This window comes from Nocardia sp. NBC_00403, from assembly GCF_036046055.1.
Lineage (GTDB): Bacteria > Actinomycetota > Actinomycetes > Mycobacteriales > Mycobacteriaceae > Nocardia.
This window is the reverse complement of sequence record NZ_CP107939.1, coordinates 4,229,473-4,253,532: the sequence shown is the minus strand read 5'-3', so window position 1 is coordinate 4,253,532 and position 24,060 is coordinate 4,229,473. Positions and strand designations below refer to the sequence as shown.

22 protein-coding genes are annotated in these 24,060 nt (G+C 65.0%); 9 read left to right on the top strand and 13 right to left on the bottom strand.

All coding sequences use genetic code 11. The features are described from left to right. The first annotated feature begins 35 nt into the window (after positions 1 to 35). Positions 36 to 413: a hypothetical protein gene (locus OHQ90_RS18925; protein WP_328412288.1), complete on the top strand. Its 378-nt coding sequence runs from the start codon at positions 36 to 38 to the stop codon at positions 411 to 413. Positions 414 to 488: 75 nt separating this feature from the next. Here the strand turns inward: OHQ90_RS18925 and OHQ90_RS18920 are convergent, their stop codons facing one another. The 3 genes from OHQ90_RS18920 to OHQ90_RS18910 all read right to left on the bottom strand — a co-directional run bounded on the left by OHQ90_RS18920 (position 489) and on the right by OHQ90_RS18910 (position 4,002). Then, positions 489 to 1,313, bottom strand: coding sequence for a class I SAM-dependent methyltransferase (locus OHQ90_RS18920; protein ID WP_328412286.1), 825 nt, complete (start codon positions 1,311 to 1,313; stop codon positions 489 to 491). A gap of 474 nt (positions 1,314 to 1,787) precedes the next feature. Then, positions 1,788 to 3,536, bottom strand: a complete 1,749-nt coding sequence (locus tag OHQ90_RS18915) for a glycoside hydrolase domain-containing protein (protein ID WP_328412284.1) — start codon at positions 3,534 to 3,536, stop codon at positions 1,788 to 1,790. After that, positions 3,520 to 4,002, bottom strand: coding sequence for a M23 family metallopeptidase (locus tag OHQ90_RS18910; RefSeq protein ID WP_328412283.1), 483 nt, complete (start codon positions 4,000 to 4,002; stop codon positions 3,520 to 3,522). The genes OHQ90_RS18915 and OHQ90_RS18910 overlap by 17 nt, the downstream gene beginning before the upstream one ends. Before the next feature lie 289 nt (positions 4,003 to 4,291). On the opposite strand from OHQ90_RS18910, the gene OHQ90_RS18905 reads away from it, so the two are divergent. Further along, entirely contained in the window at positions 4,292 to 5,536 is a 1,245-nt protein-coding gene (locus tag OHQ90_RS18905) for a helix-turn-helix transcriptional regulator (protein WP_328412281.1), read from the top strand. A gap of 22 nt (positions 5,537 to 5,558) precedes the next feature. Here the strand turns inward: OHQ90_RS18905 and OHQ90_RS18900 are convergent, their stop codons facing one another. Further along, positions 5,559 to 6,194 carry a TetR family transcriptional regulator gene (locus OHQ90_RS18900; RefSeq protein ID WP_328412279.1) on the bottom strand — a complete coding sequence of 212 codons (636 nt, stop codon included), beginning with the start codon at positions 6,192 to 6,194 and terminating at the stop codon, positions 5,559 to 5,561. A 96-nt stretch (positions 6,195 to 6,290) separates the two neighbouring features. Here OHQ90_RS18900 and OHQ90_RS18895 point away from each other — a divergent pair, with 96 nt between their 5' ends. Then, a complete protein-coding gene (locus OHQ90_RS18895; protein ID WP_328412277.1) occupies positions 6,291 to 7,073 on the top strand; it encodes an SDR family NAD(P)-dependent oxidoreductase in 783 nt (260 codons plus the stop codon). Positions 7,074 to 7,223: 150 nt separating this feature from the next. On the opposite strand, the gene OHQ90_RS18890 is transcribed toward OHQ90_RS18895, so the two are convergent. Beyond that, on the bottom strand, positions 7,224 to 9,068 hold the full coding sequence (locus OHQ90_RS18890) for an ABC transporter ATP-binding protein/permease (RefSeq protein ID WP_328412276.1): 1,845 nt from the start codon (positions 9,066 to 9,068) through the stop codon (positions 7,224 to 7,226). Positions 9,069 to 9,652: 584 nt separating this feature from the next. On the opposite strand from OHQ90_RS18890, the gene OHQ90_RS18885 reads away from it, so the two are divergent. Next, positions 9,653 to 10,084 (top strand): hypothetical protein, encoded by a 432-nt coding sequence (locus OHQ90_RS18885; protein ID WP_328412274.1) that lies wholly within the window; start codon positions 9,653 to 9,655, stop codon positions 10,082 to 10,084. A gap of 177 nt (positions 10,085 to 10,261) precedes the next feature. On the opposite strand, the gene OHQ90_RS18880 is transcribed toward OHQ90_RS18885, so the two are convergent. From OHQ90_RS18880 to OHQ90_RS18870, 3 genes are all read right to left on the bottom strand, one after another. Then, complete coding sequence (locus OHQ90_RS18880) at positions 10,262 to 10,921, bottom strand: DUF305 domain-containing protein (protein ID WP_328412272.1); 660 nt, start codon at positions 10,919 to 10,921, stop codon at positions 10,262 to 10,264. After that, entirely contained in the window at positions 10,918 to 12,486 is a 1,569-nt protein-coding gene (locus OHQ90_RS18875; RefSeq protein ID WP_328412270.1) for an LVIVD repeat-containing protein, read from the bottom strand. The genes OHQ90_RS18880 and OHQ90_RS18875 overlap by 4 nt, the downstream gene beginning before the upstream one ends. A 218-nt stretch (positions 12,487 to 12,704) precedes the next feature. After that, a complete protein-coding gene (locus OHQ90_RS18870) occupies positions 12,705 to 13,049 on the bottom strand; it encodes a hypothetical protein (protein WP_328412268.1) in 345 nt (114 codons plus the stop codon). A 338-nt stretch (positions 13,050 to 13,387) separates the two neighbouring features. On the opposite strand from OHQ90_RS18870, the gene OHQ90_RS18865 reads away from it, so the two are divergent. From OHQ90_RS18865 to OHQ90_RS18855, 3 genes are all read left to right on the top strand, one after another. Continuing rightward, positions 13,388 to 13,690, top strand: a complete 303-nt coding sequence (locus tag OHQ90_RS18865) for a hypothetical protein (RefSeq protein ID WP_328412267.1) — start codon at positions 13,388 to 13,390, stop codon at positions 13,688 to 13,690. A 73-nt stretch (positions 13,691 to 13,763) separates the two neighbouring features. Next, positions 13,764 to 14,309, top strand: a complete 546-nt coding sequence (locus OHQ90_RS18860; RefSeq protein ID WP_328412265.1) for a dihydrofolate reductase family protein — start codon at positions 13,764 to 13,766, stop codon at positions 14,307 to 14,309. Between the two features lie 129 nt (positions 14,310 to 14,438). Beyond that, positions 14,439 to 15,206, top strand: coding sequence for an alpha/beta hydrolase (locus OHQ90_RS18855; protein WP_328412263.1), 768 nt, complete (start codon positions 14,439 to 14,441; stop codon positions 15,204 to 15,206). A gap of 69 nt (positions 15,207 to 15,275) precedes the next feature. On the opposite strand, the gene OHQ90_RS18850 is transcribed toward OHQ90_RS18855, so the two are convergent. Beyond that, positions 15,276 to 15,875: a dihydrofolate reductase family protein gene (locus OHQ90_RS18850; RefSeq protein ID WP_328412260.1), complete on the bottom strand. Its 600-nt coding sequence runs from the start codon at positions 15,873 to 15,875 to the stop codon at positions 15,276 to 15,278. Between the two features lie 170 nt (positions 15,876 to 16,045). On the opposite strand from OHQ90_RS18850, the gene OHQ90_RS18845 reads away from it, so the two are divergent. After that, entirely contained in the window at positions 16,046 to 17,038 is a 993-nt protein-coding gene (locus OHQ90_RS18845) for a sigma-70 family RNA polymerase sigma factor (RefSeq protein ID WP_442941480.1), read from the top strand. Between the two features lie 368 nt (positions 17,039 to 17,406). Here OHQ90_RS18845 and OHQ90_RS18840 read toward each other — a convergent pair whose 3' ends face one another. The 3 genes from OHQ90_RS18840 to OHQ90_RS18830 form a co-directional block, all read right to left on the bottom strand. Beyond that, positions 17,407 to 18,612, bottom strand: coding sequence for a helix-turn-helix domain-containing protein (locus OHQ90_RS18840; protein WP_328412258.1), 1,206 nt, complete (start codon positions 18,610 to 18,612; stop codon positions 17,407 to 17,409). A gap of 229 nt (positions 18,613 to 18,841) precedes the next feature. Then, positions 18,842 to 19,867 (bottom strand): phosphotransferase family protein, encoded by a 1,026-nt coding sequence (locus OHQ90_RS18835; protein WP_328412256.1) that lies wholly within the window; start codon positions 19,865 to 19,867, stop codon positions 18,842 to 18,844. 2 nt (positions 19,868 to 19,869) lie between these two features. After that, positions 19,870 to 20,985, bottom strand: a complete 1,116-nt coding sequence (locus OHQ90_RS18830) for a DUF7064 domain-containing protein (protein ID WP_328412254.1) — start codon at positions 20,983 to 20,985, stop codon at positions 19,870 to 19,872. Between the two features lie 127 nt (positions 20,986 to 21,112). On the opposite strand from OHQ90_RS18830, the gene OHQ90_RS18825 reads away from it, so the two are divergent. After that, on the top strand, positions 21,113 to 21,721 hold the full coding sequence (locus OHQ90_RS18825) for a TetR/AcrR family transcriptional regulator (protein ID WP_328412252.1): 609 nt from the start codon (positions 21,113 to 21,115) through the stop codon (positions 21,719 to 21,721). A gap of 63 nt (positions 21,722 to 21,784) precedes the next feature. On the opposite strand, the gene OHQ90_RS18820 is transcribed toward OHQ90_RS18825, so the two are convergent. Further along, positions 21,785 to 24,019, bottom strand: a complete 2,235-nt coding sequence (locus OHQ90_RS18820) for an acyl-CoA dehydrogenase (protein ID WP_328412250.1) — start codon at positions 24,017 to 24,019, stop codon at positions 21,785 to 21,787. Between the last annotated feature and the right edge of the window lie 41 nt (positions 24,020 to 24,060).

Here is a 24,060-nt window from a genome sequence, read left to right as displayed (position 1 = left end):
GCGCCGCTGCGGCGCTGGCCGAGCGGTTGAATATCGTGAATGTGCGCCGGTCCGGCCCGGATCCAGTACAATTCGCCGAGCTACGGCGTGCCGCCGAGCATGACTGGACGACGCTGGCGGCGGACTTGCGTGTCGCCCCGGTGGATCTCGCCGATATCCCACTCGGCCTATTCGGGGACCCCAGTGCTCTGCAGCAGGACGATCCGATTCGAACGCTCGCCACGCGATTCTCGGCGGCGATCGAACAACCCACGGAGATCACGCAGCGCGCCGCCGACATCCTCCGGCTGATCGAAGTTGTCGATGAGCTTCAGCACGCGACCACCGTGCTCTACGACGAGGTGTCGATGCGCTATCACCGGCCGCGGAAGAGTCGGTCGAACACCACGACGGCGAGGTGCTGGTATCAGTAGCCGCCGGCGATGTACCTTGATCGGTCTGAAGTTTGGCATATGGCGCAGATTCCGGCGATCGTCGGAGCACTCGAATCAGAAGTTCCAGCGTCCGATTCGTGCGATGCGGCGCATCGCCGGAATGAACCGGATCGCGAAGAGCTGCAGCTTCATTCCGAGCGTGACGTCGGAAAAGGACTCCTTCAAAACGTCCGACTCGGCCCATTCGGACGCATCGAGACTGGTTATCGGATGGAGCCCGTACTGCTCGAACTCGGCCGGATCATCGACGCCCCAGTAGAGCGTGGAACCTGATCGGCGCACCACGGGATTGGTCTTCTGCAACTTGATGCCGAGCCGGCTGAAGACATCACAGATCAACTGACCGGTCGGGAACTTCGCGACCAGCCGTCGCAGCAGTTCGGCGCCGTCGTCCGGCTTCAGGTACATCGTCAAGCCTTCGGCGACGATCAGCGCGGGACGGTCCGAGGGGATGTGGTCGAGCCAACCGAATGCGGTAATCGGCGTTCCGATCGTCTGATAAGCCTCGCGGTCGGGATAGATCTTGCGGCGCAGGTCGATGACATCGGGATAGTCGATGTCGAACCATGTCACCGTGGTGGGTGGGTCGAGCCGAAAGACCCGACTGTCCATTCCACACCCGAGGTGCAGCACGATCGCATCGGGGTGTTCGAGCAGATACTGCGCCGCCCACTCGTCGATCACCTTCGCGCGCACCGCAACCGTGACGGCCACGTCGTCCTTGACTCGAAGTTCGGCGAAGTCGTAGTCGATCTGTCGCAGAGCCGCCTCGGCCGCCTGATCGCCGAGAATCGGCTTCTCTCGCCGATTGTCGAGCGCCCGACCATACAGCGTGGCCAGCATGGTCGCCTTCTCCTCGGTGAACCGAACCTTCTCCACTGCGGTTTGCTCCTGTCCAGTAGGTAGTTTCAGGGACCGATAACGGGTTGATGCACCAACGGCACGAACGACTGCGGCGGGCAGACCGTTGGACGGCAGCGTGGCCGCGGATTCGATTCGCCCGCTTGACTGTTGCGATCCCCAGGTATCAGTGGGTAGACACTTGAACTCTACGTCCGTAGAGTCCAATTGGCAATCACCATCGGAGGGCAAGTAGCACTTATTGCCATGGCAGCGGGTACTTCTCGGGGCAGAAGAACAAAGGAGGCCCACCTACTGTGCCGGCTCGCGCGACGCGGGTGGTGTGCATCAGCGCCGATACCGGCTCTGCCCTGGTACCAGGACGACTCCGATCGCAGTCGCCGCGGAAACCGTCAGAGCATCGCTAGACGGTGCTCTCACAACGACGATCTCGCCACCGGCGACGTCGGGGCCGGCAGGCCCCGACGGACACCGAGGCCAACCGAGCCGGGCTCAGGCGGTATCGCGCAGCGGCTCCACGCGTCCGTCGACTGTCAGGAGGGCGAGCGTCGGTTTCGGTGTCCAATAGATCCGGCCGTTTTCGAACTCCTGGTAGGTCCCGGTGTCGAAGGGGATTTCGTCGGATGTCGGCCAGCCGAGGGGCCCGTTCTCGAATCCGCTTCGATTCCATCGCTCACGGATTTCGCCGTGCACCAGGTACACCGGCCGACCGTTGCGCCGGTAGAGAGCCCCGTTCTGAAAGCCCTGCACCTCGCCCCATACTTCGTCCTTCGGGTCGCGCAGCACGGTGTGGTCGGTGATCGGATAGCCCAAAGGCCCCGCTTCCCAACCTGTTTCCGCGTACTTCTCGAACAACGATTCCGGGATCGGATGCGCACCGGTGGACGGATGCCAATAGATATATCCGTGCAGGAACTGAACGAATCGTCCCACACCGTCAGCTGTCCTCATTTCGCCCTCGGGGCCCTGCCGCGGGCCCAGCCAGGGCGATGCGGCCGCCTTCTCGCCGATTGCTCCGGCTATCGGTACGCCACTGGCGAACTCTCGCACGTGGCTCTCGAAGACACCCCAGGGGAAGTTCCAGCCAACGTCGGTATGCGTGCCGATCCCGAGGCACTCGGTCACGTATTTATGGTCGGAGATCCCGTCCCTGCGCGTATACGGCGGGGCGATGACATCGGTGGCGAATCCATACTTCTTCGCATCCTGAACCGCCAGCCAAGCGGCTATCCGAAGGTCTTCTTCGATGGCCAACCATTCGTCCGTCGACCAGGACGCCCGGCTGCCTGCGAAGCAGAGATTGATCGTTTGGCTGTTGGCGTCCAAGACCGACCACGACGCGTAATCGGTATCGACGACATCGCAGACGATCCCATCCTTGACCGTGTAGTGATACGAGACGCCGTTGGCCGTGTTGTTGAGATACGCCGCCAGCGATTCGGCCGTGCCGTTGCCCTCCTGGGTGTGCAGCAGGAAGTTGGTGATACGAGCTCCCCAGCGCTCGGAGCGGGAGTTCCCCATCCTGTCGAGTTCGGTGTATTCGGGGGCGTTCACGGTGTGTTCTCCTTGCGTCGCAGCGCGCACGATGGACCACTGTCCGAAGTCGGCAGCCAAGATGTCGTTGACGTCGACCGAACTACCGTCGATGAGCGGGCCCGGATCGGACGGGGTATCGATGACGCGCTGATACAAGACGGCCTCGGGAGTATCGAGCCGGTTGCCGGACCACGCGCGCGTCTGCCAGGCCCAGTACCGGCCCTCGGAAGTCCGACCGATCACGCCGTCTTCGATGGCCCAGGCGCACACCTTCGACGAGCCGTAGATGCCGGTCCACTCCGGCCCGATCGAGTCGTTGACACCCCGGAAGAAGTCGACTGCCCGGTCGTTCCATTCGTCCAGTCCGATGTCCTCGTCCACCGCGAAGAAGATCGGGCACCTGTCGGGCCCGCCGGCAGCGGAATGGATTTCCCGGGCCTGACGACCCATCTGATGCCCGCCGTCGTAGCCCGTGGTCCAGTCCGAGGGTGTCCGGGCATCACCGGGCTTGCCGTACTGCCATATCGAAACAATGTCGAGGCCAACAGCTTTCAGGCGATCGGCAAATTCCTTGGTCACCGGCTTGGCGCCGAAACCGGCTCCGGGTCTGCTCGGTGCTACGTAGACCAGGACAGCACTATGACCGGCAGCCTTGATGGCCTGGGGATCGATCAGACGTGCGGCGAAATCAACTGCCGTCGACATGCGGGAACCTCCATTGGTAGCGGACGGTGGGTCCACGGCTTCGGCCAGCAGCGGCAACAGGTCGAGCCGGTCCGATCCGGGGGGTGCCCAGGAGTGCCGATGCCACTCGAAGTGCAAGTACGGGGCGACGCCGCCGTGATGTGTAGTCGGGGTTGATCCGGGCGATGCGCTGCCCGGCTTCCACCCGTTCGCCTATTGCGACTTCGCGAATCACGTGTCCGCATACGGTTGCGCCGCCGCCGATTTCGGTGGGATGGTCGACAACGACCCAGCCGGCCGGGTCGAGCCCGCCGAACCCGGATGCCGGACCCGCGAATACCACCGTGCCCGCTTGGACCGCATAGACGGCTGCTCCGCCGCTGCCGCCCGGCCGGCCGAGATCGACCCCCCAGCGGAAATCGACGCCACGGGAACCGAATCGGGAGGTGGCGATACGGCCACGCGGCAAGGGCCAGTATCTGGTCATGGCGGGCCCGCAAGATTCCGGTTGTCAGATGCCTCGATCACGCTGCCCTCCAGGAAGACACAGGCGACCGCTGTAGCGAAGCGGTTGCCCTACCGAGTAGAGCAGGGTTGCTGGCCCGGTTCCTCATCTGAACGGATGAGAGCGCGTGCCCCTGCAGATGGCATTCAGGAGAGTAGAATCGAGAATCGGACTACTCGTCTGACGTGCCTCCGAACACCTATCATCAGCACCTCTGTTCAACTCTGGATGATTGCCGTTTCTCTTGTGCCGCAGGTCATTTCATATGGCGATGACAATCGAGAGGTTTTCCGCGATCGTGGCGCGAATCAACCGCGCGGCGATGCATCCTCGTGACTGGTCGCAGGCGGTGCACGATATCGTCACGGCGCTGGGCGCGAAGCACGGCGGCTTGGTTGTGTCCGGCTCGAGTAGCCGGCGGATGACCGCCTGTTCACTCGGCGCGGACGATTTGCGCCGCAGCTACAACGCCCGATTCTGGCGTATCGATCCGATCGCGAGTGCGCTCGAACACGAACCCGCCGGTGTCATCACAACATGCGAAGAGCTGCTGGGGCCGGAGTACCTGCGCAGGCACCCATTCTTCCGCGACTGGATGGTTCCACACCGGCTCGGCAACGGGATGCTCGCGCTCGTCACCAGTGGCGCCAACACATCCTGGATCGGGGTGTATCCCGATGCAGGCCACGACCTCGACCGAGCACTGGCGACATCGACAATGCGCCTGCTGCTCCCCCATCTGCGGCACGCATTGAATGTCCAGTCCTGTTTGGCAGATGTCCGGACCGAGCGTGACCAGGCCATCGCCGTGCTCGCCGCGCATCGGCACGGGCTGGTGATCGTGTCGAGTTGCGGGGCGATCAGCTACGCGAACCCAGCGGCATTGTCGATCCTGGAATCGCGAGACGGCCTCGGTATGGGACGCCGCGGCCACCTCGAATCATCGGACAACCGATCCGCGGTCGGGCTGCGCGCCATCATCAATTCGGCACTGCGCGAGTACGGGCCGTACGTCGGAGGGCGCGCCCTCATTCCCCGGCATAGCGGCGGCAGCTCGTACGCACTGCTGGTGGTGCCGCTGGATCCGAAGGTCGAGTGCCGCGACGAGCGCACATCGGCGGCGCTCGTCGTCATCGTCGACCCGGATCAGGAAACGTCGGGAGGGCCGATAGCGCTACAGCAACTGTACGGGTTGACCGCGGCCGAAGCGCGCGTCGCGGCGGCGGCACTGCGCGGCGCCGGGTTGCGGTCGATCGCGGAAGAATTGGCGGTCTCGGTGAACACCGCGCGCACACACCTACAACGCGCCTTCGAAAAGACCGGAACGCATCGGCAGGCCGAACTGGTTCGGATGCTGACAACAGTGCTGTCCGGAACCGGCCAGTTCGAGGGAACTGCGCATCACGGTATCCGTACCAGCCCTGGTCCTCCCCCACAACCCGAGTCCGACGAGAGGGCTGCACAAGACGAGGGAGGCAGCGTCGAACACAGCAAGGACCGACCGCAGTCGGGATAGGAGAGCACATGAAATGTCGCGCCTACAGCAGGCTTTGGGTGGCGAGACGGGCGAGGCAGGTGTCGACGACGTCGGCGGCAGAGTCGAGCCCCTTCGCCGCGGCCCACAGTTCGGTCGCCAGGCGCACGGCGGTATTGGCCATCGCGGCGGTGAGGGCGACGTCGAGGTCGTCGACGGCGCGACCGGTGCGGGCGGCAAGGATGGGAATGAGCTGGGTTTCGCAGTCGTGCTGGACGCGCAGCCAGGTCGCGCGCAGGGCGGGGAGTTGGGTGGCGGCGCGCACCAGCGGACGCAGGCTCGTCTCGGCGATGCCCTCCGCCGCCAGCGTGCCCGCGGTGGCCGTGCGGTAAGAGCGGCTCAGCGCTTCACGCAACGGCACGTCGGGCGGGCAGGCGGCGAGTTCGTCCGCCCAGGCCTGGGTTCCGATGGCCAGCAGCGGCGCGACGACATCTTCCTTGCCGGCGAAGTAACGGTAGAACGTGCGCAGCCCCATACCCGCGGCAGCGGCGATTTCATCGACAGTCGTTGCGGTGTAACCGTTTTCAATGAAGAGGTGCGCCGCCACCATCGCCACTTCCCGGCGCGTGGCCGCGCGGCGGGTCGCACTGAGTGCCGGACGCCCCGGTGCGGGCGCGGCACGGTTTCGCTTGCTGGTCACAGGTGTACTGTACCGAGACCGAAACATTTAATGGCGCGAAGTGCCATTTGCGGCATATTGTGTCAGAAACAGTTCGACCGATCAGGAAGAGAGCCCATGAACCGTCTCGAACAGCGCCGCATTCTGGTCACCGGCGCGGGATCCGGCATCGGTCAGGCCACCGTCCTCCGTCTACTGTCCGAAGGCGCGGTCGTCGTCGGCGCCGACGTCAACGCCGAGGGCCTGGAACTGACCCAGAAGCAAGCCGCCGAAGCGGGCACCGACACCCGGCTGACCACCCTCGCGATGAACATCGGCCGGGAGATCGACGTGATCGCGGGCGTGAAGAGCGCCATCGAATCCCTCGGCGGGCTGGACGCACTGGTCAACGCGGCGGGCATCCTGCGCGCGGCACACACCCACGAGACATCGCTGGACCTGTGGAACGAGATCATCAACGTCAACCTCACCGGCACCTTCCTGGTAATCCGAGAGGCGCTGCCGGCACTGCTCGCCAACCCGCGCAGCACCATCGTCAACTTCAGCTCCACCTCGGCCAACTTCGCACACCCCTATATGGCGGCGTACTCCGCGAGCAAGGGCGGCATCCAGACGCTGACCCACGTGCTGGCACTGGAATACGGCAAGCAGGGTTTGCGCGCGGTCAGTGTCGCCCCGGGTGGCATCAAGTCGGGCATCACCGACTCCACCCCCGGCTACCTCCCCCAGGACTCCGACTGGTCCCTGTTCGGTCGCCTGATCGCCGTTCTGCCGCAAGATAATCCGGAAGAGCTGGCAGGCCCCGAGAATGTGGCCGGTGTCATCGCAATGCTCGTCTCCGACGACGGCCGCTTCATCAGTGGCACCGAGATCCGGATCGACGGAGGGGCACACACGTAGCGCTGCACGCCACCGACGGACAAGCCAGGGCGGGCCACGCGCCATCCGCGCCGCCGACCTACGCACGATCCGCGGCCGGCTCGACCCGGCCGAGCACCCCGTGATCGACATCGCCAGTCGCATCCTGACCATGCGAATTCACTGGTACGCCTAGTGAATCGGCACCAATGACCAGGCACCGCCGCCCGTAAGTTCCAGACGCGCGGTGTGATGCTGGTCGACCGTGGCGCGATGCGCGACGCTGACCAGGATGAGATTGGGCAGTTCTGTGCGAATCAGGGTGTAGAGGGCGAATTCCAGACCTTCGTCCACGGCGGAGGTCACCTCGTCGAGGAACGCCACCTCGGGTCGGATCAGCAGCAACCGCGCGAATGCCAGGCGCTGCTGCTCACCCGGCGACAGGATGTCGGCCCAGTCCGCCTCCTCGTCCAACCGGGTAGCCAGTTGGCCGAGCTGCACCTTGGTGAGCGTGGCCCGCAGCGTCGCATCCGACGCACTTCCGGGTGCGGCCGGGTAGCTGACGGCCGCGCGCAGATCGCCGAGCGGAAGGTAGGGCAGTTGCGAAATGAACAGTGTGCCGGTGGTATCCGGTCTGCCGACCACGCCGTGGGTGTAGGGCCACATCTCGGCGAGGCAGCGCAGCAGGGTGGTCTTGCCGCTCCCGGAGAGCCCCTTGACGACCACCGAGTCTCCGGCGCGCAGCCGCAGATTCAAGTTCGCGATCAGGATCGCGCCATCGGGTCGACGCACTTCCACCTCGCGCAACTCCACCGAATCACTCAGCGCGCGCACCTCGATCTTGGGCAAAGCACGGGCGAACTCACTGGCCTCGAATAGTCCGAACAGCCGCAGCAATGTCGCACGGAACGCCGCGAATTCACTATAACTATTGCGGAAGAACGACAGTGAGCCCTGGATCTGCCCGAATGCCTGCGCGGTCTGCTGGACGTCACCGAGGGTCAGCGTCCCTGCGAAGAAGTGCGGCACTTGCATGACCCACGGAAACGCCACGGCCGCCTCAGTGGCAGCCTGATTCCAGCCGATGAACCGCGTGCCGAACAGCACGAGGTGGCGATAGATTCGCAGCACCTGCGCGAATCGCGCACGCAATCCGTATCTTTCGGCGTCTTCGCCGCGATAGAAGGCGATCCGCTCGGCATTTTCACGCAATCGGACAAGCGCATAGCGGAAGTTCGCCGTCGCGGCCTGATAGCGGAAGCCGAGCCCGATCAGCGGATGACCGATCCAGAAGGCGACCATCGTCACTATCAGCACGTAGACGAAGACGAAAAACACCATCGCTCTTGGGATTCCGACACCGAAGATGGTCAGGGTCTCCGACAGATCCCACAGAATTCGGGTGAATGACACCACCGACACCACTGCGGTGACCGCCCCGAGCGACAGCGCCCTGGAACGGGCGATCATGTCGGTGATGTCCTGCTCGATGCGCTGATCCGGGTTATCGATGGGCGCATCGATGAATCGGATCCGGTAGTAGGCCTGATCGACTATCCATTTCCCGGTCGCGCGCTCGGTCAGCCAACGCCGCCAACTGATTTCGAAGGCCTGACCGAGGTAGTAATCCAACACGGTACGCGCCACATCGATGACAGCGAGCACAGTGAACACGATCATCGAGTGCCAGAACGCGGTTTCGGCCCTGTCGAGCGCCGCACCGTCGCCGCGCCCGAACGCCTCGGCGGCATTCTGTAAGGAAGTCAACAGGTCATTGCCCTGGTAGGACATCAACACCTTCACCCGAACCGACAAGACCGCGCTCAACAACAGCACCCCGAAGTACGGAATGCTGCGCCATGCCGCAGGACCCGTGAAGAAAGCCCCTGTCACCAACCGGAAGTGCCGCCCCCACTCCGTGATCCGCAGCACCACAGCCATGACGATCAGGAATGCGACGCCCGTGACGGTGAACGCGGTGAGCAACCAGTGCAACGAGGCGACCAGCTCGTCGCTCCAGTCCCGTGACGCACGCACCGCGGCCTCCGATCGCAATTCGGTCAACCTCGATTACAAGTCGAAAATCCGATAGCCACCACACGCCGACAGGCATAAGCGCAGGACAACGTTACTGTGCCCGCCGCGTAAATGCGGGGAACCCGGCCATGGACGGTGTGGTTCCGACCGGCACTATTACTAACGTCCGCGTCCGCAGCCTCGATGGCCTGGACCTGGCCACAACCCTTGTCACCCGAAAGAGCCAGGAGTATCAGGCGTTCGCCATTCGGACGGTGGCAAAGGGGCTGACAACGGGGTCAGCGTTAGGGCGCAAGTGCCTCGTCCGGGGAGGTTGATGCAGTAATCGGCCGGGGTGGCGTGGTTGTGGCCCGGTAAGCGGTTGTGCTCCGTTGTGACTCTGTGAACAAACCATTCGAGGGCACATAAGGTGCGTAGAATCGGGAGAAGTCAGCGGACAGGGGGCTATGAATCCTGGTGGTAACTCGATGTTTCGGGACCAAACGGGTGCCATGGTCGTGCGTTTCGAGGCGGGGCCGCAGACTGCCGTGCTTATCACGCGTGGTGAACTCTCGCTACGCTGGCGAAGTCCGTGGCTGTGGATTATGACGGCGGGGGTCGCCGCGGTTGCCATGACCTACCTGTCTGCCAAGATGGCGCGCCGACGGTCCGGCCCAACTGGCCATAACTACACCTGGGGTAGCAGCGTCGCCGTACTGGTTGCCGGCGCCGCGATCTACGTCGGAGTATTGCTCCTCTTCGGGTGGTTCTCGGTGCGGGAGGCCCGGCACGGATCGCAGCGGGTCCGCAGGTATGCGAGTCCGGGGGCGGTACTACAGGCCAGATACCTGAGCGATGGCCTAGAGGTGACGACGGCCCTCGGGACGACGGCGTATCAGTTCGCGAAAATCGGCAAGATCTCCGTCGGCACGCACACCGTGGCGCTGACCGGTGCCGGCCGCTGGCTGGTGCTGCCCCGTGAACTCGTTCCCGCCGAAGCGATTTCGTTCCTCGAACGTTCGATCGCCGCAGGATGAAGTCGTCGCTGGGCGCAGTGGCGGCGCCGGGCCTGGTGGCCGCGATCGAGTCCGGCCGGCGAGCTTGTGCGCAAGGCTCTTTCGAGGTGCGGGCGCGCGGTCACCGGACTCGTGGTCGGTAGCCGCTGGTTGCCCCACCACCGTGGAAGTCGCGCTCACCGATCCGGTCCCATCGACCTACTCGGGGGTCCGCGCGCTGTGAGTGAGCAGTAGGCCGATCAGGCCGGCTTCCTGACTTTGGGTGCTGATCATGTCCCGGGCGATCTGTTCGACGGGGCCACCGTCGAGTTGTTCGTCGGCTGCCTGAGCCATGGCGATACCGCCGTAGTGGTGGCGTTGCATCAACTTCAGGAACAGGGTGTCCGCATCTCGGCCCGAGGCCGCGGACAGTGCGTCGAGTTCGGCTCGGGAGGCCATTCCCGGCATGGTGGCGACAGTGGGTGCCGCGGTGGTCGAGGTCGCCTGGTGGTGGCTGGATTGCGCCCGATGATCGGTATCGTGCATCCAAGCCATCGGATGCGGGTTGGTGGAGGTGGTACCGGCCAGGCGGAGCCAGCCCAGCATCATCCCGATCTCTAGACGTTGACTATCCGCGATCTGTTGCGCGAGCCTCAGCACCGTCGGATCGTCAGCCTGCCGCAGGCGTTGCACCATGACCAGCGCTTGCTGGTGATGGGCGGTCATATCCTGCACGAACCCGATCTCGGTCTCGTTGAGAATCACTGCGGGAGAAGGAGTATCAGGGATCACGAGTGGGCGGATCGCCGCGCCGAGCACCATGAGGAGCAGTGCGAGCGAACCGAATGCGGCCGCCGCGACCCAGCTGCGTCGTTTCATGCCCCGCCCGTCGAGCGCTGATCGGCAGGCGGGGTATACACCTCGGGCGCGAGTTGCAATGTCGAGAAACCGTTGTCGGCGCAAGCCGCCCAGAGCTGGGTGCCGTGCCATTCGGGGGCGGAGAAGCACCAGTCGGTGGACAGGTCGCCGAACGCCAGATCGCCGGTGCGGGTACTCATTGCGGTGGCCGGATCGAAGATGCCGTCATTCAGCGCCTGCATCACAGACGGTGCGCTCAGCACAGGAGCGCCGATGATCGAGGCGAGTGCGTGCGGCGAATTCCACAGCTCGATGTTGTGCCCGGTCTTGGCAGGCGGGTTGTAGTAGGCGATCTCGCGGACATGGAATGGATCGCGCACGTCGAAAACCCGGATACCGGAAGAGATCCAGCCGCACGCGAGTGCTGTCGGATTCGAGGGACGATCGGCAGCGCAGTAGTGTGCGTCGTAGGCGAATATGGAGCCGCCCATACTGGAGGCGATGGCGTTGTCCCGGTGTTCGGACAGGTTGATCTCGAGTTTTATCGAGTTCACCACCCGCGGTTGGGTGTCGTCGAAGATGTCGATGAGTTTGACGCCGCCGGAGCCTGCTTCGTCGGCGACGAAAAGATAAGGCCTGCCGCCGTACTCGACGGGGATCGCTTGCTGGGTTGCCCAGCCGTCGGTCCATGTCATCTCGGCAATCACCGGAACTTGCGGGTCCGGATCGCGCCGCTGTACGGCGCTCGTGTCGAGGATGGTCAGTCCGCCCATATTGTTCGCCAGATACAGCCGATTGCCGTCCGCACGTAAACCCATCCCGTGCATCGATGTGCCGGGCATGCCCTGCCAGATGACACGCGGGGTGGCCGGGTCGGTCAGGTCGACGGCGCTGACGATGCCGGGAACGACGCCCGATGCCCAGTACGTGTTGCCGTCCGGAGAGAACCCGCCCTCGTGCGCGGTAATCGGGACGGGCAAGGTCAGATCAGTGCCCGGCCCGGGGTTGAGCAGACGTGGGTGCGCACAGTCGGAGACGTCGTATACCGAGATCAGGCCGGCGCCGGTGAGTGCCGGAGCTCCGGTGCCCACCAACAGTTTTCGGACCGGGTTGACCTTGAGGCTCTCCCAGGTCCCGGCCAGCATCGCGGGTTCGGTCAGCGTTGCCGTCAGTACCGGGTTCGTCGGGTCGGAAACATCGATCACCTGCACTCCGGTCGCCGGGCCGAGCAGATTACCGGGGAAGAAACTGCCCAGGTAGACGCAGTGATCGAAACTCGTGGAGGTGATGCCGCCGCCACGTCCCGCGTACCCGCCCACGCGCGTGATGTTGCAGCGGTACCCCTGAGTGCTACGACCGCTGTCGCGGTCGGCCGCCGAAACATCACCTTGCAGGCCGGGTTCGGGCATAGCGTCGCCACGACAGTCAGCACGTCCGGCGGCGGTGTTCGCGATGCCTTGCACTTCCTGTATGGAACCGGCACTGCCTTCGGGCGGTTGCGCCACGCCGGTGGCCACCGGGAGCAGCGCCGCGGCAGCGACTAGGGCAATGAGCCGCCTGACGCGGCGAACCGGGAGTGATCTCATATTCCGCCCTCGCCTATGAGGGCACCTTCCTACTGGATTTCGATGGCAGGACCCGCTCGTCACCGGATGCGCGGGTATAAGGGCTCGGCCGTCGGGGCTGCGCCCTCGTAGGGCTCGACCTCAGCCGGGCCGATTCGGGGGACCGAAGGTTCCCCCCACTCCTGAGCGACCAGCTCGATGGCTCTGGGGCCAACGGCCGATCTGGCCGACGCCGAAGCCTACTGATGAAGACGGCCGGAACCACCGTCAGCCAGATGGTCGCGGCTGGATGCGCGCCCATTTGATGCTGAGCCGATAAACCTGGCGAGCGCGATGTCCTCGCGGTAGTGATAGTAGAAGTCGACCGAATCGCCGTACGGCTCGACGGCACCACTGGCCGCGTACCGACTCCAGTTGCTATCCAGGGCATGCCGCTCGTTCTGAAATCCTGCCGACGCCACGCCCCACATAAAGTCCGATCCCAGCGGCGGCAACCCGGCCCCTGGTGTCGCGCCCGCGACAATGCCGGACAGGGTCACCACCGATAACACAGCGACTGCCGCGGATTGGAACGCGAGCTGCATGGGCCGTCTGATCACGAGGGTCTACGTTACGGAGCATTGAGGCCATTCGGCCCGAACAGCAGACCTTTGCAGACCCCGTCCGTAGCACCGGTTATCTGCAGACCCGGGATACCAGGGATCGGCTGCTGCACGTCGAGCAGTGCTACATCTCCATCGGCGTGCATCCTCGCTTTTCTGCTTTCCGCCGGGCGCTTTCGGCTCGTCTGAAAGTACCGACGCCGCCGGCCCCGCGCGGATTGGGCGGTGTCTGCGCGCCCCGTTCGTAGCCATACCGGCGTCTACCTGTTTGGAGGCAGTCCCAATCCGGGGCGCGCCCCGGATACAGGACAGGACTACAGATGATGGCCAACTACGTTTTCTCCTACCGTGTGCCCTCCGACTACAGGCCCAACGCCGGGACGCCGGCCGAGTGGCAGGCATGGTTCGGCGGGATGGGCTCGGCCCTGGTGGACCTCGGCCACGCGGTGACCGATTACGCCTTGCTCGGCGAGGTCGGCGGCAGCGGCTCCCGGATGATCGGCTACTCGGTGGTGTCCGCCGAGGACATGGACTCCGCGCTGGCGCTGGCCAAGGACTGCCCGGCGCTGCGGGTGGGCGGCGGGGTCGAGGTCGGCCCCGTGATGGAAGTCGCCGGGTCGTGAGCGCCGAACTCGGCACACCCACCACCGATGCCAGGAGCCGGTCGCGCGGTTCGATCAACGAGGAAGCGGCGCCATGCGCAAGGTGATCGAATATGTGCTGGTCTCGGCCGATGGCGTCACCGAAGATCCGGTGGCGATGGGGGTGGGCGAGCACCAGGACGAGGCCTACCTGCGCGATGGCCTTGGCCTGCTGCAGGCGTGCGACGCGTTGCTGTTCGGCCGCAACATTTACGAGCAGTTCGCCGAACTGTACAGCGGCGGGACCCACAAGCCGATGTGGGCGGACCGGCTCAACGAGATCCCGAAGTACGTGTTCAGCTCCACACTGGAGAAGGCCGACTGGGGCGACACGACCATCATTGGAGGCGACGTCGTCACCGAAGTCGCACGGCTCAAACAGCAGGACGGCGGGAACCTGCTGATTCTCGGGCACGGCTTGCTCGGGGAGACGCTGCTGCGCGAGCGGCTGATCGACACGATCGACCTCGCGATCTACCCCTTCCTTGTAGGCAGCGGAGCGCAGTTCTACTTCCGCCCCGGCCAGCACGCAACATTGAGGCTCGCAGCCGTCAAGGCGTTCTCGAAGGTAGTCAAGCTGACCTACGAGGTGGACAAATAGTCGAATCCGCGGCCCGTGCCGCCTGAAATCCCGCCGAGTTGGTCGCGACCGCAAAGCCCTACCGAATCGCCAACTCGGCTACCAACCCCGACGTCGCTGACCCGACATCACTGACAAGCGAAGGAACAAATGACGACATCACACACTGTGCCCGAGGCATCGCAACAAAGCTTGACTTTCGTGCTGGTGCACGGAGCCTTTCAGACCGGAGCCACCTGGGATCACGTCGCGTCCGAGCTGCGCCGCCTCGGACACTTGGTGCACACCCCGACCCTCGCCGGACACGGCCCGGGAGCGCCGTTGAACCTCACCCACGCCGACGGAGTCGCCTCACTCGTGGCATACCTTCAGCAGCACGCGCTGTCCGACGTCGTGTTGGTGGGCCACTCGATCGCAGGCAGCTTCATCGCCAAAGCCGCCGAACAGGACCCCGATCGAATCAAACGACTGGTGTTCCTGAGTTCCTTCACAGTGTCGAGCGGAAACTCGCTGGCCGACGAGTTCCCACCCGAAACGAGCGCTGTCTTCGCCATGGCGGATCCCGCCCAAGGACTCCTGCTGCCGTTCGAGCTGATACGGGAACGCGCCTGCAACGACATGCCGCTCGCCGACGCGGAAACTCTCCACGCCGCGATGACGCCCGTTCCTGTCGCCTACTTCACCGATAAGCTCGATCTCACTACCTTCTACGAGCTGATCGGCAGCGGAAAACTCAAGACCAGCTACGTCAACCCCGTCAATGACATCGCACTTCCGCCGGGCGAATACGGCTGGGAGACAAGGGCACAGCGGCTCGGCCCCCTGTGCAGGATCCTCCACACACCAGGCGCCCACTACGCGATGACCACCCAACCCACCGAACTCGCCGACACCCTGATCCAAGCCGGACGCGACTGACAGAAACCCCCAGCGAGACAGTCGCCAGGTTTGGGCCGCGGTCACAGCGATGACCGCGGCCCAAAGCCCTTAGCCTTGCACGAATTCGTAGGTGTAGAACACCAGGCCGTCACCGATCTTTCGTGTGTTGACCAGGTGCAGCGGCTTCTTGTCGCTGGTCTCGTCGAACAGACGCAGGCCGGTTCCCACCACGACCGGGAAAACTACCAACCGCAGTTCATCGGCCAGGTTCTGTTCTATCAGTGTGCGCACGAGCTGATAGCTGGCGTAGACCAGGATTTCCCCGTCCACTTTCCGCTTCAGCTCCGAAATCTCCTTGACCGCATCGCCGCCCAGGACCGTGACGTTGCTCCACCGCGGATCTTCCAGAGTCGAGGACACGACGTACTTGGGGAGGCTTCTCACTCTGTTCGCCCACTCGGGGCTCACGCGGCCTTCCGCTTCATTACGCGCTGTCATCCGGTCCGCGAACCACTCACTGGTCTGCCTGCCCATCAGTAGCGCATCGACACCGAGGGCTTCCTCCGTCTCGCGGGCGACCCAGTCTTCGAGATCCTTGGCCCCCACGTACTGGTGGAACCAGCCGCCCCGCTCGAAGCCTTCCTCGCCGTCCGGGTCTTGGACCACGCCATCGAGTGTGACATTTGTGCTGATGATGATCTTTCCCATTTCCGTGCTCCTTTGACAATGCTGTCGGCTATCACTGGTCTAGACGCCGCGGCATCGGAAAAGGAGGCGCTGCGCGACCGCCCCGTTCGCGCCTTGGCCGGCGTCCATACAGGATGGAACTGCACACAAGGAATGAGGTGGCGGGAGTGGAGTTGGCGAGAACGGACCTGATGTCGAGGGCGCAGACCGGCGACGGCGAGGCATTCCGAGCGCTGACCGAGCCACACCGTCGCGAGCTACAGGTGCACTGCTACCGGATGCTCGGATCGTTTCAGGATGCCGAGGACGCTCTCCAGGACACGATGCTCGCCGCTTGGCGAGGTCTGCAACGATTCGACGGGCGCGCCTCACTTCGCACCTGGCTCTATCGCATCGCCACCAACCGGTGCCTCGACGCGCTGCGCTCTGCTCGCCGACGTCCTGCAAAGCAGTGGGACATCCCGGGAATCGAACCACCGGAACCCACCCGACTCGGCGAAATCCACTGGCTAGAGCCCTATCCCGACGCCCTTCTGGACGGTGCGATCAGTGTGCCGCTCGGTCCGGAGGCGCGCTACGAGCAAACCGAATCCATTTCCCTGGCCTTTGTGACCGCCCTGCAGATCTTGCCGCCTCGCCAGCTCGCCGTCCTCATCCTGCGCGACGTCCTCGGATTCCACGCGAACGAAGTAGCCGACATGCTGGACACGACCGTCGAATCGGTCAAAAGCGCCCTCAAACGCGCGCGTGCAGGAATGCAGCGCCGACTGCCGGTGACTACTGCCCGAGAGCAGCCGCCTGCCAGCGACTCACCTGCCGAGGACGCGATCGTGGCGAAATTCGTCAGCGCCTACGAATCTGCCGACATCGACGCGTTGGTGGCTCTGTTGACCGACGACGTCTTCATGTCGATGCCACCGATGCCGCTGGAATACCAGGGCCTAGACAGCGTGGCCCGCTTCTTCGCATTCATTTTCGGCTCGGCACAGAGATCCGAACTGGTGCCGACGCGAGCCAACAGTCAGCCGGCATTCGGGGTCTACCGACACACCCCCACCGGCATCCACGGATCCGGCCTCTTCGTCCTCACCCTCACCGGCGACCGAATCAGCGCCATAACCCGCTTCGAAAACACTGTCCTCCCCATATTCGGCCTGCCGCAATCCCTCCCGAGTGCACAGTAGACCGCCTTCGAGTCATGCCACGTACCACCGACCCACTGCCCTGACCAGTGGATAAGTCATATCCGCACTGCGCACCGAGACGTGCCCGGACATCTTCATCAACATCGGGGTGGACGCGCCGTTCTCGGCGGCGTGGGTGAGTGCGCTGCGCCGCAGCTGCTGTCCGGAAACTCGCGCACCGACTGGCGATGACGCACTCGCCCCCCAGACCAACGAACGCCGTTGCGTGGACCGCCGCAAGCCGTCGTCGTTTCCGCCATGCATCCTTCAAAAGCACGGCAGTCAGTAAAAGCTCGTCAATGACATGTCTTCGACATAAACACGCTGGTCAATGCTATTAAGTTGCCGTGAGCTGGAGATAAGTGCCGTCATCGGTGCATAAGCGCGCCGATCGCGTCGTTGGCTTCGCGGATCGCGGGAACCGCGGCGAACCGGGTGGATTCATGACGAAAGTCGCGCAATCGTGAACCAATTCGACCCGCCACCCATCGCCCGGCCTGAGGCGCCGCCGTGGTGATCAGACCTGCGGCCTGCTCGGGCTCATCGAGCAGCAGTTGGACCCTGGCCAGGGTGACCATCTCGAACACCTGGTCACGACCAGATGTCGACGCGCGCAACGAGCGACCGACGTGGTCCTGCGCCCGGCGCAGCACCTGTGGGCGACCGCAGTCGAGGCCACGGTAGCCCGCACCGACGACCCGGTGCAGGTCGGCCGGACCGGGCACCCGACGGCGAGGGCCGATCAGACACGCCAGCTCCGCGGCGCGCAGACTGCGACCGGCCGGGAGATGGATCGCATCGATAGGATCCGGTTCTTGTCGGCAGTCCTCGGCGAATGCGGTCAGCCGCCGGAATACCTTCTCCTCGCCCAACATCAGCTGCGCCCACGCCTCCCGGGTAGCCAACGCCGCGTGCAACGCCGGACCCAGCGAGTGCCGTGCCGCGTATTGCGCGAACCGGGTCAATTCCAGGGCCTCGGACGCACGGTTGCGGTCCAAGTACTGGTAGGCGAGCGAGGCCAGGACAGCGGCCGCCAAGGCATCGTCACCCGCGGCGTGCGCCCAGCGCGCGGCCAGGATTCCGTAGTGGTGTGCGGCGGCGATGTCCTCGACGTCCCAGGCCATCGCGGAAGCGATATCGGCCAGTTCGGCAGCGGCGAGATAGACCCGCGCCGACGCGGTGTCGAGGCGATCACGGTGGCGAGCCAACCAGGCCGTCACGACCTCGCGGGCAGTGGTCGCGTCGTCCCATTGGTGCGCACGGGCCCACCGGACGAGCGCCTCCGCATCGTCGGGGGCAGGCGAATCGTCTGCGGAATGGACGAACACCGCCTGCAACAGGGGGGCGAGCTCATCGAGCACACTCGCCGCGGTGGTCGCGCCGATACGCACACCCAGAGCGGTTTGATAGGCGGCGACGTGCTCTTCACGGACAGCGCGGACCCCGGTTTCCAGCTGACCCAGATACGGCTTGGAATAGCAGGTGCGTGCCGCCATCCCGGCCAGGGTGACCCCGGCCGCGAGCCGGGCGGCACGCAGCACTGCGCCGACGTCGCCATTCGGATGGGATTGCACCGCTGGATCGTACCGAGCGGTTCGCCTACCGGTGGCGACCCGGGAGGTTGTCATCGGTGCAGTCCGAGGATGCGGTGAGCGATTATGTTCCTCTGATGCATGCTTCTGCATGGGTCCTTCATACCGCCTGGTCACCACACGAGAGAAGAACTCCGTCCCGGGTGCCGGCCCCGGGGCGGAGGCCTTTCGGAGTCGGCTACTTCTTCCTCCACGAACGTCGGTCCGCGGATCAGGACAGCAGCTGCTCGATGCGGGTAGTGCAGAAGCCGGTGATGTTCATCTCCGGCGGTAGCTGTATACGATTGGCCATACGCAGCAGGGGAACCGACAGCAGCACGGCCGCCAGGATCTCGTTGTACCGGAGATTGTGGACCGGCATCCCGGTGCGCTTCTCGTAGAAGGCGATGGTCTCCTCGCGGGTCGGTGTGCCGGGCAGCGGCGCACGACCCTCGAATTCGCTGCTGGCCCAGTCCAAGAACAGCAGCCAGGCCAGGTCGGCCTCGTGATCGCCGAGGTAGGCGATCTCCCAGTCCAATACGCCGCTGACCCGGAAGTCCTTGTCGTACAGAATGTTCGACATGCGGGCATCACCCCAGCAGAGCGTGATGTGCTCGGGCTCATAGAGGTTGGCCCGCAGATAGGCGATGGCCCGCCGATAGGTCTCGGGTTGATCGCCCGTCGTGGCCCAGCCCAGCGCCGAGTCCAGGTAGTTGACGATCTGCTCGACCGGGCTGCTGCCGTGCTGTGGCAGCGCCAGAAAGTCGAGTCGCAGTGCCCGCCAATCCAATCGGTGGATATCGGCGATGGTGTCGACACACCCCCACCACATGCGCTCACGCTGCTCCGGCGTGGCCTCGAAGTAGTTGCCCGCCACATGATATGAGGGAAAGTCGCTGGGCGCTTCGCCCGTGAGCCGGTTCATCACGAAGTACGGGCTGCCGAGATCGCTGCCTTCCCGGTCCAGCCAGATCGGCGTGGCGACGGGGATATCGGTGTCGGCCAGCCGCTGCATGACCAGCACCTGCCGCAGCAGATCGTAGTCGGGAAACAGCGCCATCTCCGGTGGACGCCGGAAAACCAGTGGCAGCGGCCCGTTTTCGTCCACGACCTCGAACGTGTAGGTCTCGGTCGCGAATCCACGATCGGTGCGTTGGAAATTGCGGACCTGGGCGCCGCCGGACAGCGGGAAGTTCCGGTGCACAGCAGGTTCCAGTGCCGCCGCCAGCCGCTCTGCCGGCAGTCTAGTGGTGCTCAAGTTCAGTACCCTCCGTACCCGTAGCGCTCGTTGCGCCCCATGAAGACCATTTCGACCAGGCCGTAGCCGACCTTGCCCTCGGTCTCGACGCGGCAGAAGGTCTCGCTGAGCATGCTGGCTTGCTTCAGGTCCTTGGTGTCGGTGAGGTCGGCGACGAAGCTGTCGCTCCAGCCCTCGCCCTTCCAGATGCCGGAGGCGTAGCCCCGGTAGAAGTCGTATCCCGCAATACCCGGCCAGAAGTCGGAAACGGGAGTGATGGTGAATTCCCGAGTCTTGCCCGCGGCGTCCACGATGGTGAACGTGCCGCCACTGACAACACGGAAATCGTCGCGGAAGGTCAGATCGTGTCCGGCGTCGCGCACCGGCTGCGGCTGCGCATCGGAGCCGAGCGGCGCGAGCACCGTGCCCTCGAAGTGCCAGCGGTGGCCCTCGGGGGTCTCACGCTGTGCGAAATGCACCAGCTCGTCCTCGAATTGGAAGATGCCCATGTAGTAGAGGACACCGTCCGGAATCTCACTGGGCTGCAGAATGCCGCCGCCCTCATTGATGGCACCGCCGCCACCGCCGTGCCGGGTGCCCCACGAGTGATCGCGACCGAACCACCAGGTCTCGGGATCGATCTCGATCCGCTCGCCCTCCACCTCCAACCAGCCGGAGATGCGGCCGTTCTGGTAGTAGCGACGGGCGTCCTCACGCACGCGGCCGCGGGTGCGGAAGAAGGCCGGCTCCTGCTCGTAAGCCGGGAATTGCGCGTCGAACTCGAGCTGCAGCTCGATGCCATGCTCATTGTCGGCGAGGGTGGCGCGCACCTTGTGCAGTGGCTCGATGATCTCGTAGGTGAACGGCCCGACCTGCCAGGAGCCGAGCCCGTCGTAGCGGCCGTCGATCTGCTGGGACATACGCACCACGTGCGCCTTGTCGCCGATGGTGATCATGGCGTAGGCGTCGATGAGATTACGGTTGGGGTAGCGCGCCATACCGGTCATCACACTCACCCGGCCGGTGGTGTCGAACCCGTACATCACCACCCGCTCGGTCCAACGCAGATCGCTCTGCTGGACGTGGTCGAAGGTGGTGGGCAGCTGGTGGCAGAGCAGTTCGTCCTGTGGCGTCAACATCGACGAGTACCTCTCGGTGCATGTGGCCGCGGCCACACAATTAGAATACGGGCCATAGCGTATTTGAAACCTGTTCTAGATGTAACCTCATTCGCAGAATTTCTTTTCGTCCCGATGGGAGAGTTCCGTGAGCGCACCCCCGCGGACCCGTTCCGGCCCGGGTCGCCCGCGTGACCCGCAACTGGATGCGCAGGTGCTCAGCGCCACGCAGGAACTGCTGGTCAGTGCGGGTTATCAGGCCACAACCATTGCCGCGGTGGCACGCCGGGCGGGCGTGGTCACCACCTCGATCTACCGCCGCTGGCCGAGCAAGCGGGCGCTGGTGGAGGACGCGATCTTCGCCCTGGACGAGTTCAACCACCCCCATCCGAGCGGCGATCTGCGCGCGGATCTGCTGGCCTGGACCCGCCTGTTCCTGGCCGCTTCCGCGCATCCGGCGGCCCGCTCGGCCATACCGGGCCTGCTCTCGGAGTATCACAACGACCACGACAGCTACCGCCGCCTGCTCGATCGCGGCGAGCTACCCACCCGCGAAGCGCTGCAAGAGTTGCTGACCGTCGCGGCGGACTCGGGTCAGGCCGCGCCCGACTGTGATGCCGACGCGGTGTTCGAACTACTGCGCGGTGCAACCCTGTTCCGGGCGCTCACGCACGGCACCGATGACGCCGACGCATTCTGCGCGCAGATCGCCGACGCCCTGGTCGCGGTGGCCGCGACTACCACGTCGCGCTCCTGAGGCGGCCCGCCCGGCCATCGCTGCCCGACCACGCAGAATTCAGGGTGTCCACCGAATACGCTGTCACCGGGGCAGGCCCAGTACGCGTCGCGCGATGATGTTGAGCTGAATCTCGATGGTGCCGCCACCGAAGAGGATCGCGGGCAGGCCGAGGAAGTCGAAGGTGTAGGGCTGGTCGGGGTAGCCGACGGCGGCGCGTGGGCCGAGGATCGAGATCAGCGCGCGGGAGGCTTCTCGCTGGGCGATGGCGTGCCAGACCTTACGGACGCTGGTGCCGGCACTGTTGCCGTCGGCGACGCCGTTGAGACGGGCAAAGGCATTGCGCAGATTCAGTGCCGCGACCGAGAGTTCGAGGGCGGTATTCCGGCCGAGCACGCGCACCGCGTCGTCGCGGGAGCCCGCGTGGTCACCGGAGTCGAGTAGACGGCGCACCAGGGCGCTCGAGCCGTGGCCGAAGGTGGCCGATCCCATGGTGAGTCGTTCGTTGGAGAGGGTGGTGACGGCGATTCGCCAGCCGTCACCGGGGTTGGCGACCACGTGGCTGTCGGGGACGAACACCTCGTCGAGGAACACCTCGTTGAATTCCCAGATGCCGGTGGCCTGCCGAAGCGGTCGTACGTCGATTCCTGCGCTGTCCATGCGGACCAGGAAGTAGGTCAGGCCGACGTGTTTCGGCGCGGCGGGATCCGTTCGAGCCAGGCAGACTGCCCAATCCGCCGCTTGCGCTTGGGAGTTCCACACCTTTTGGCCGGTCAGCAACCAACCGTCCTCGACTTTTCTTGCGGCAGTGGACAATCCGGCCAGGTCCGAGCCCGCACCGGGTTCGGAGAACAGTTGGCACCAGATGATGCGGCCGCACAGGGTGTCGGAGACGAACCGGTCGCGCTGCTCAGAGCTGCCGTGTTCGATCAGAGTCGGGAGTACCCAGCCACCGATGCCCAGTTCGGGTTGGGTGAGATCGCGGCGGGCGAATTCCTCTGCGATTACCGCCTGTTCGGCCGGGCCCGCACCAAGTCCGTAGGGGTGCGGGTAATGCGGTGCCACCAAGCCGTCGGTAACCAGCCGGGCCCGGCGGGCCGCGCCGCGTGCCGGCGCCCAACCGGCGGACGGTACTTCGTCGTCGGGCATGGCGGCCACCTCGTCCAGAACGCCCCCGACCCGGGCGCGCAGTTCGGGCAGCGATTCCGGTGCGACGAAGGAGAAGTCACGCTCGGCGCCCAGCGACCGCTCCCCCAGTTCGCGGGCCCAGTGATCGGCTCCACCGCCGGCCGCGGCGAGGCTGATCGCCCGTCGCCAATACAGGTGTGCGTCGTGTTCCCAGGTGAATCCGATGCCGCCGAGCAGGCTGACGCAATCCAACGCCTGGTCGACTCCGGCGGGTACGGCGGTCACTGCGGCGTGCGCGGCGGCGAGGCGTTGCTGATCGGTGGTCTGGGTTTCGGCGCGCGCCGCGTCCCAGGTGGCCGCGGCGGTCACTTCGGCGCGGACCAGCATGAGCGCCGCCTTGTGCTGGACGGCTTGGAAACTGCCGATCGGACGGCCGAATTGTTGTCGCATGCCGACGTATTCGACGACGGTATCCAAGAACCAGGTGCAGACACCGGTGGCTTCGGCCGCCAGCAGCGCGGTCATCCACAGCTGCGCCGCGGCCGGATCGATGCCCTCCAGCACCTGCGCCGCGGGCACCGGGTAGGCATCGAATTCGGCGCGGCCGACCGAACGGGTCAGGTCGACCGCTTCGACCCCGATCACCGGTACCGAGGCATTCGTGTCGGCGGATGTGAGCCAGAACCACATGCTCACACCAGGATTGCCGTCGATCTCGGCGCGCACTACCAGACGTCGTCCGGCCGGCAATCCGAGCACCGGATCGGAAAGGCCGGACACCACCCAGCCGTCCGGGTGCTGGGTCGCCCGCAGCGCGGTCCCGGTGACCACCGCGCCGGTCATGCCGGCGCTGAAGTCTTCCAGCAGCCGTTTCGAGCCGGACGCCGCGAGCATTGCCAGCGCGCTCGCGGTCACGGTGGACAGGTACGGGCCGGGGAACAATGCCGCGCCCAATTGCTCGATGACAACCGCAAGCGTCGCCAGTCCGCACTCGTCGCCCCCGTTCGCCGCGGGCAGGTGCAGATTGTGCAGGCCCTGCTCACACAGCGCGTCCCAGACTTCGGCGGGCATTCCCCCGACCGCGTAATGATGAAGGTGATCGCGGGTCTGCGACAGTGGGGCGATCTTGCGGGCGAACGCGGCGACCGACTCGGCCAGCGCGCGCTGATCGGCGTCTACGGCAAGGGACATCGAAGTGCTCCTGAGATACGAATTCGTAAGTACTGGAGACG

Excerpts from the sequence above, each read along its gene's own strand:
- OHQ90_RS18915 (WP_328412284.1), bottom strand. The coding sequence starts at position 3,536 with ATGTCGACGGCAGTTGATTTCGCCGCACGTCTGATCGATCCCCAGGCC.
- OHQ90_RS18910 (WP_328412283.1), bottom strand. The coding sequence starts at position 4,002 with ATGACCAGATACTGGCCCTTGCCGCGTGGCCGTATCGCCACCTCCCGA.
- OHQ90_RS18905 (WP_328412281.1), top strand. The coding sequence starts at position 4,292 with ATGACAATCGAGAGGTTTTCCGCGATCGTGGCGCGAATCAACCGCGCG.
- OHQ90_RS18895 (WP_328412277.1), top strand. The coding sequence starts at position 6,291 with ATGAACCGTCTCGAACAGCGCCGCATTCTGGTCACCGGCGCGGGATCC.
- OHQ90_RS18885 (WP_328412274.1), top strand. The coding sequence starts at position 9,653 with ATGACGGCGGGGGTCGCCGCGGTTGCCATGACCTACCTGTCTGCCAAG.
- OHQ90_RS18880 (WP_328412272.1), bottom strand. The coding sequence starts at position 10,921 with ATGAAACGACGCAGCTGGGTCGCGGCGGCCGCATTCGGTTCGCTCGCA.
- OHQ90_RS18875 (WP_328412270.1), bottom strand. The coding sequence starts at position 12,486 with ATGAGATCACTCCCGGTTCGCCGCGTCAGGCGGCTCATTGCCCTAGTC.
- OHQ90_RS18870 (WP_328412268.1), bottom strand. The coding sequence starts at position 13,049 with ATGCAGCTCGCGTTCCAATCCGCGGCAGTCGCTGTGTTATCGGTGGTG.
- OHQ90_RS18865 (WP_328412267.1), top strand. The coding sequence starts at position 13,388 with ATGATGGCCAACTACGTTTTCTCCTACCGTGTGCCCTCCGACTACAGG.
- OHQ90_RS18860 (WP_328412265.1), top strand. The coding sequence starts at position 13,764 with ATGCGCAAGGTGATCGAATATGTGCTGGTCTCGGCCGATGGCGTCACC.
- OHQ90_RS18855 (WP_328412263.1), top strand. The coding sequence starts at position 14,439 with ATGACGACATCACACACTGTGCCCGAGGCATCGCAACAAAGCTTGACT.
- OHQ90_RS18850 (WP_328412260.1), bottom strand. The coding sequence starts at position 15,875 with ATGGGAAAGATCATCATCAGCACAAATGTCACACTCGATGGCGTGGTC.
- OHQ90_RS18845 (WP_442941480.1), top strand. The coding sequence starts at position 16,046 with ATGTCGAGGGCGCAGACCGGCGACGGCGAGGCATTCCGAGCGCTGACC.
- OHQ90_RS18830 (WP_328412254.1), bottom strand. The coding sequence starts at position 20,985 with ATGTTGACGCCACAGGACGAACTGCTCTGCCACCAGCTGCCCACCACC.
- OHQ90_RS18820 (WP_328412250.1), bottom strand. The coding sequence starts at position 24,019 with ATGTCCCTTGCCGTAGACGCCGATCAGCGCGCGCTGGCCGAGTCGGTC.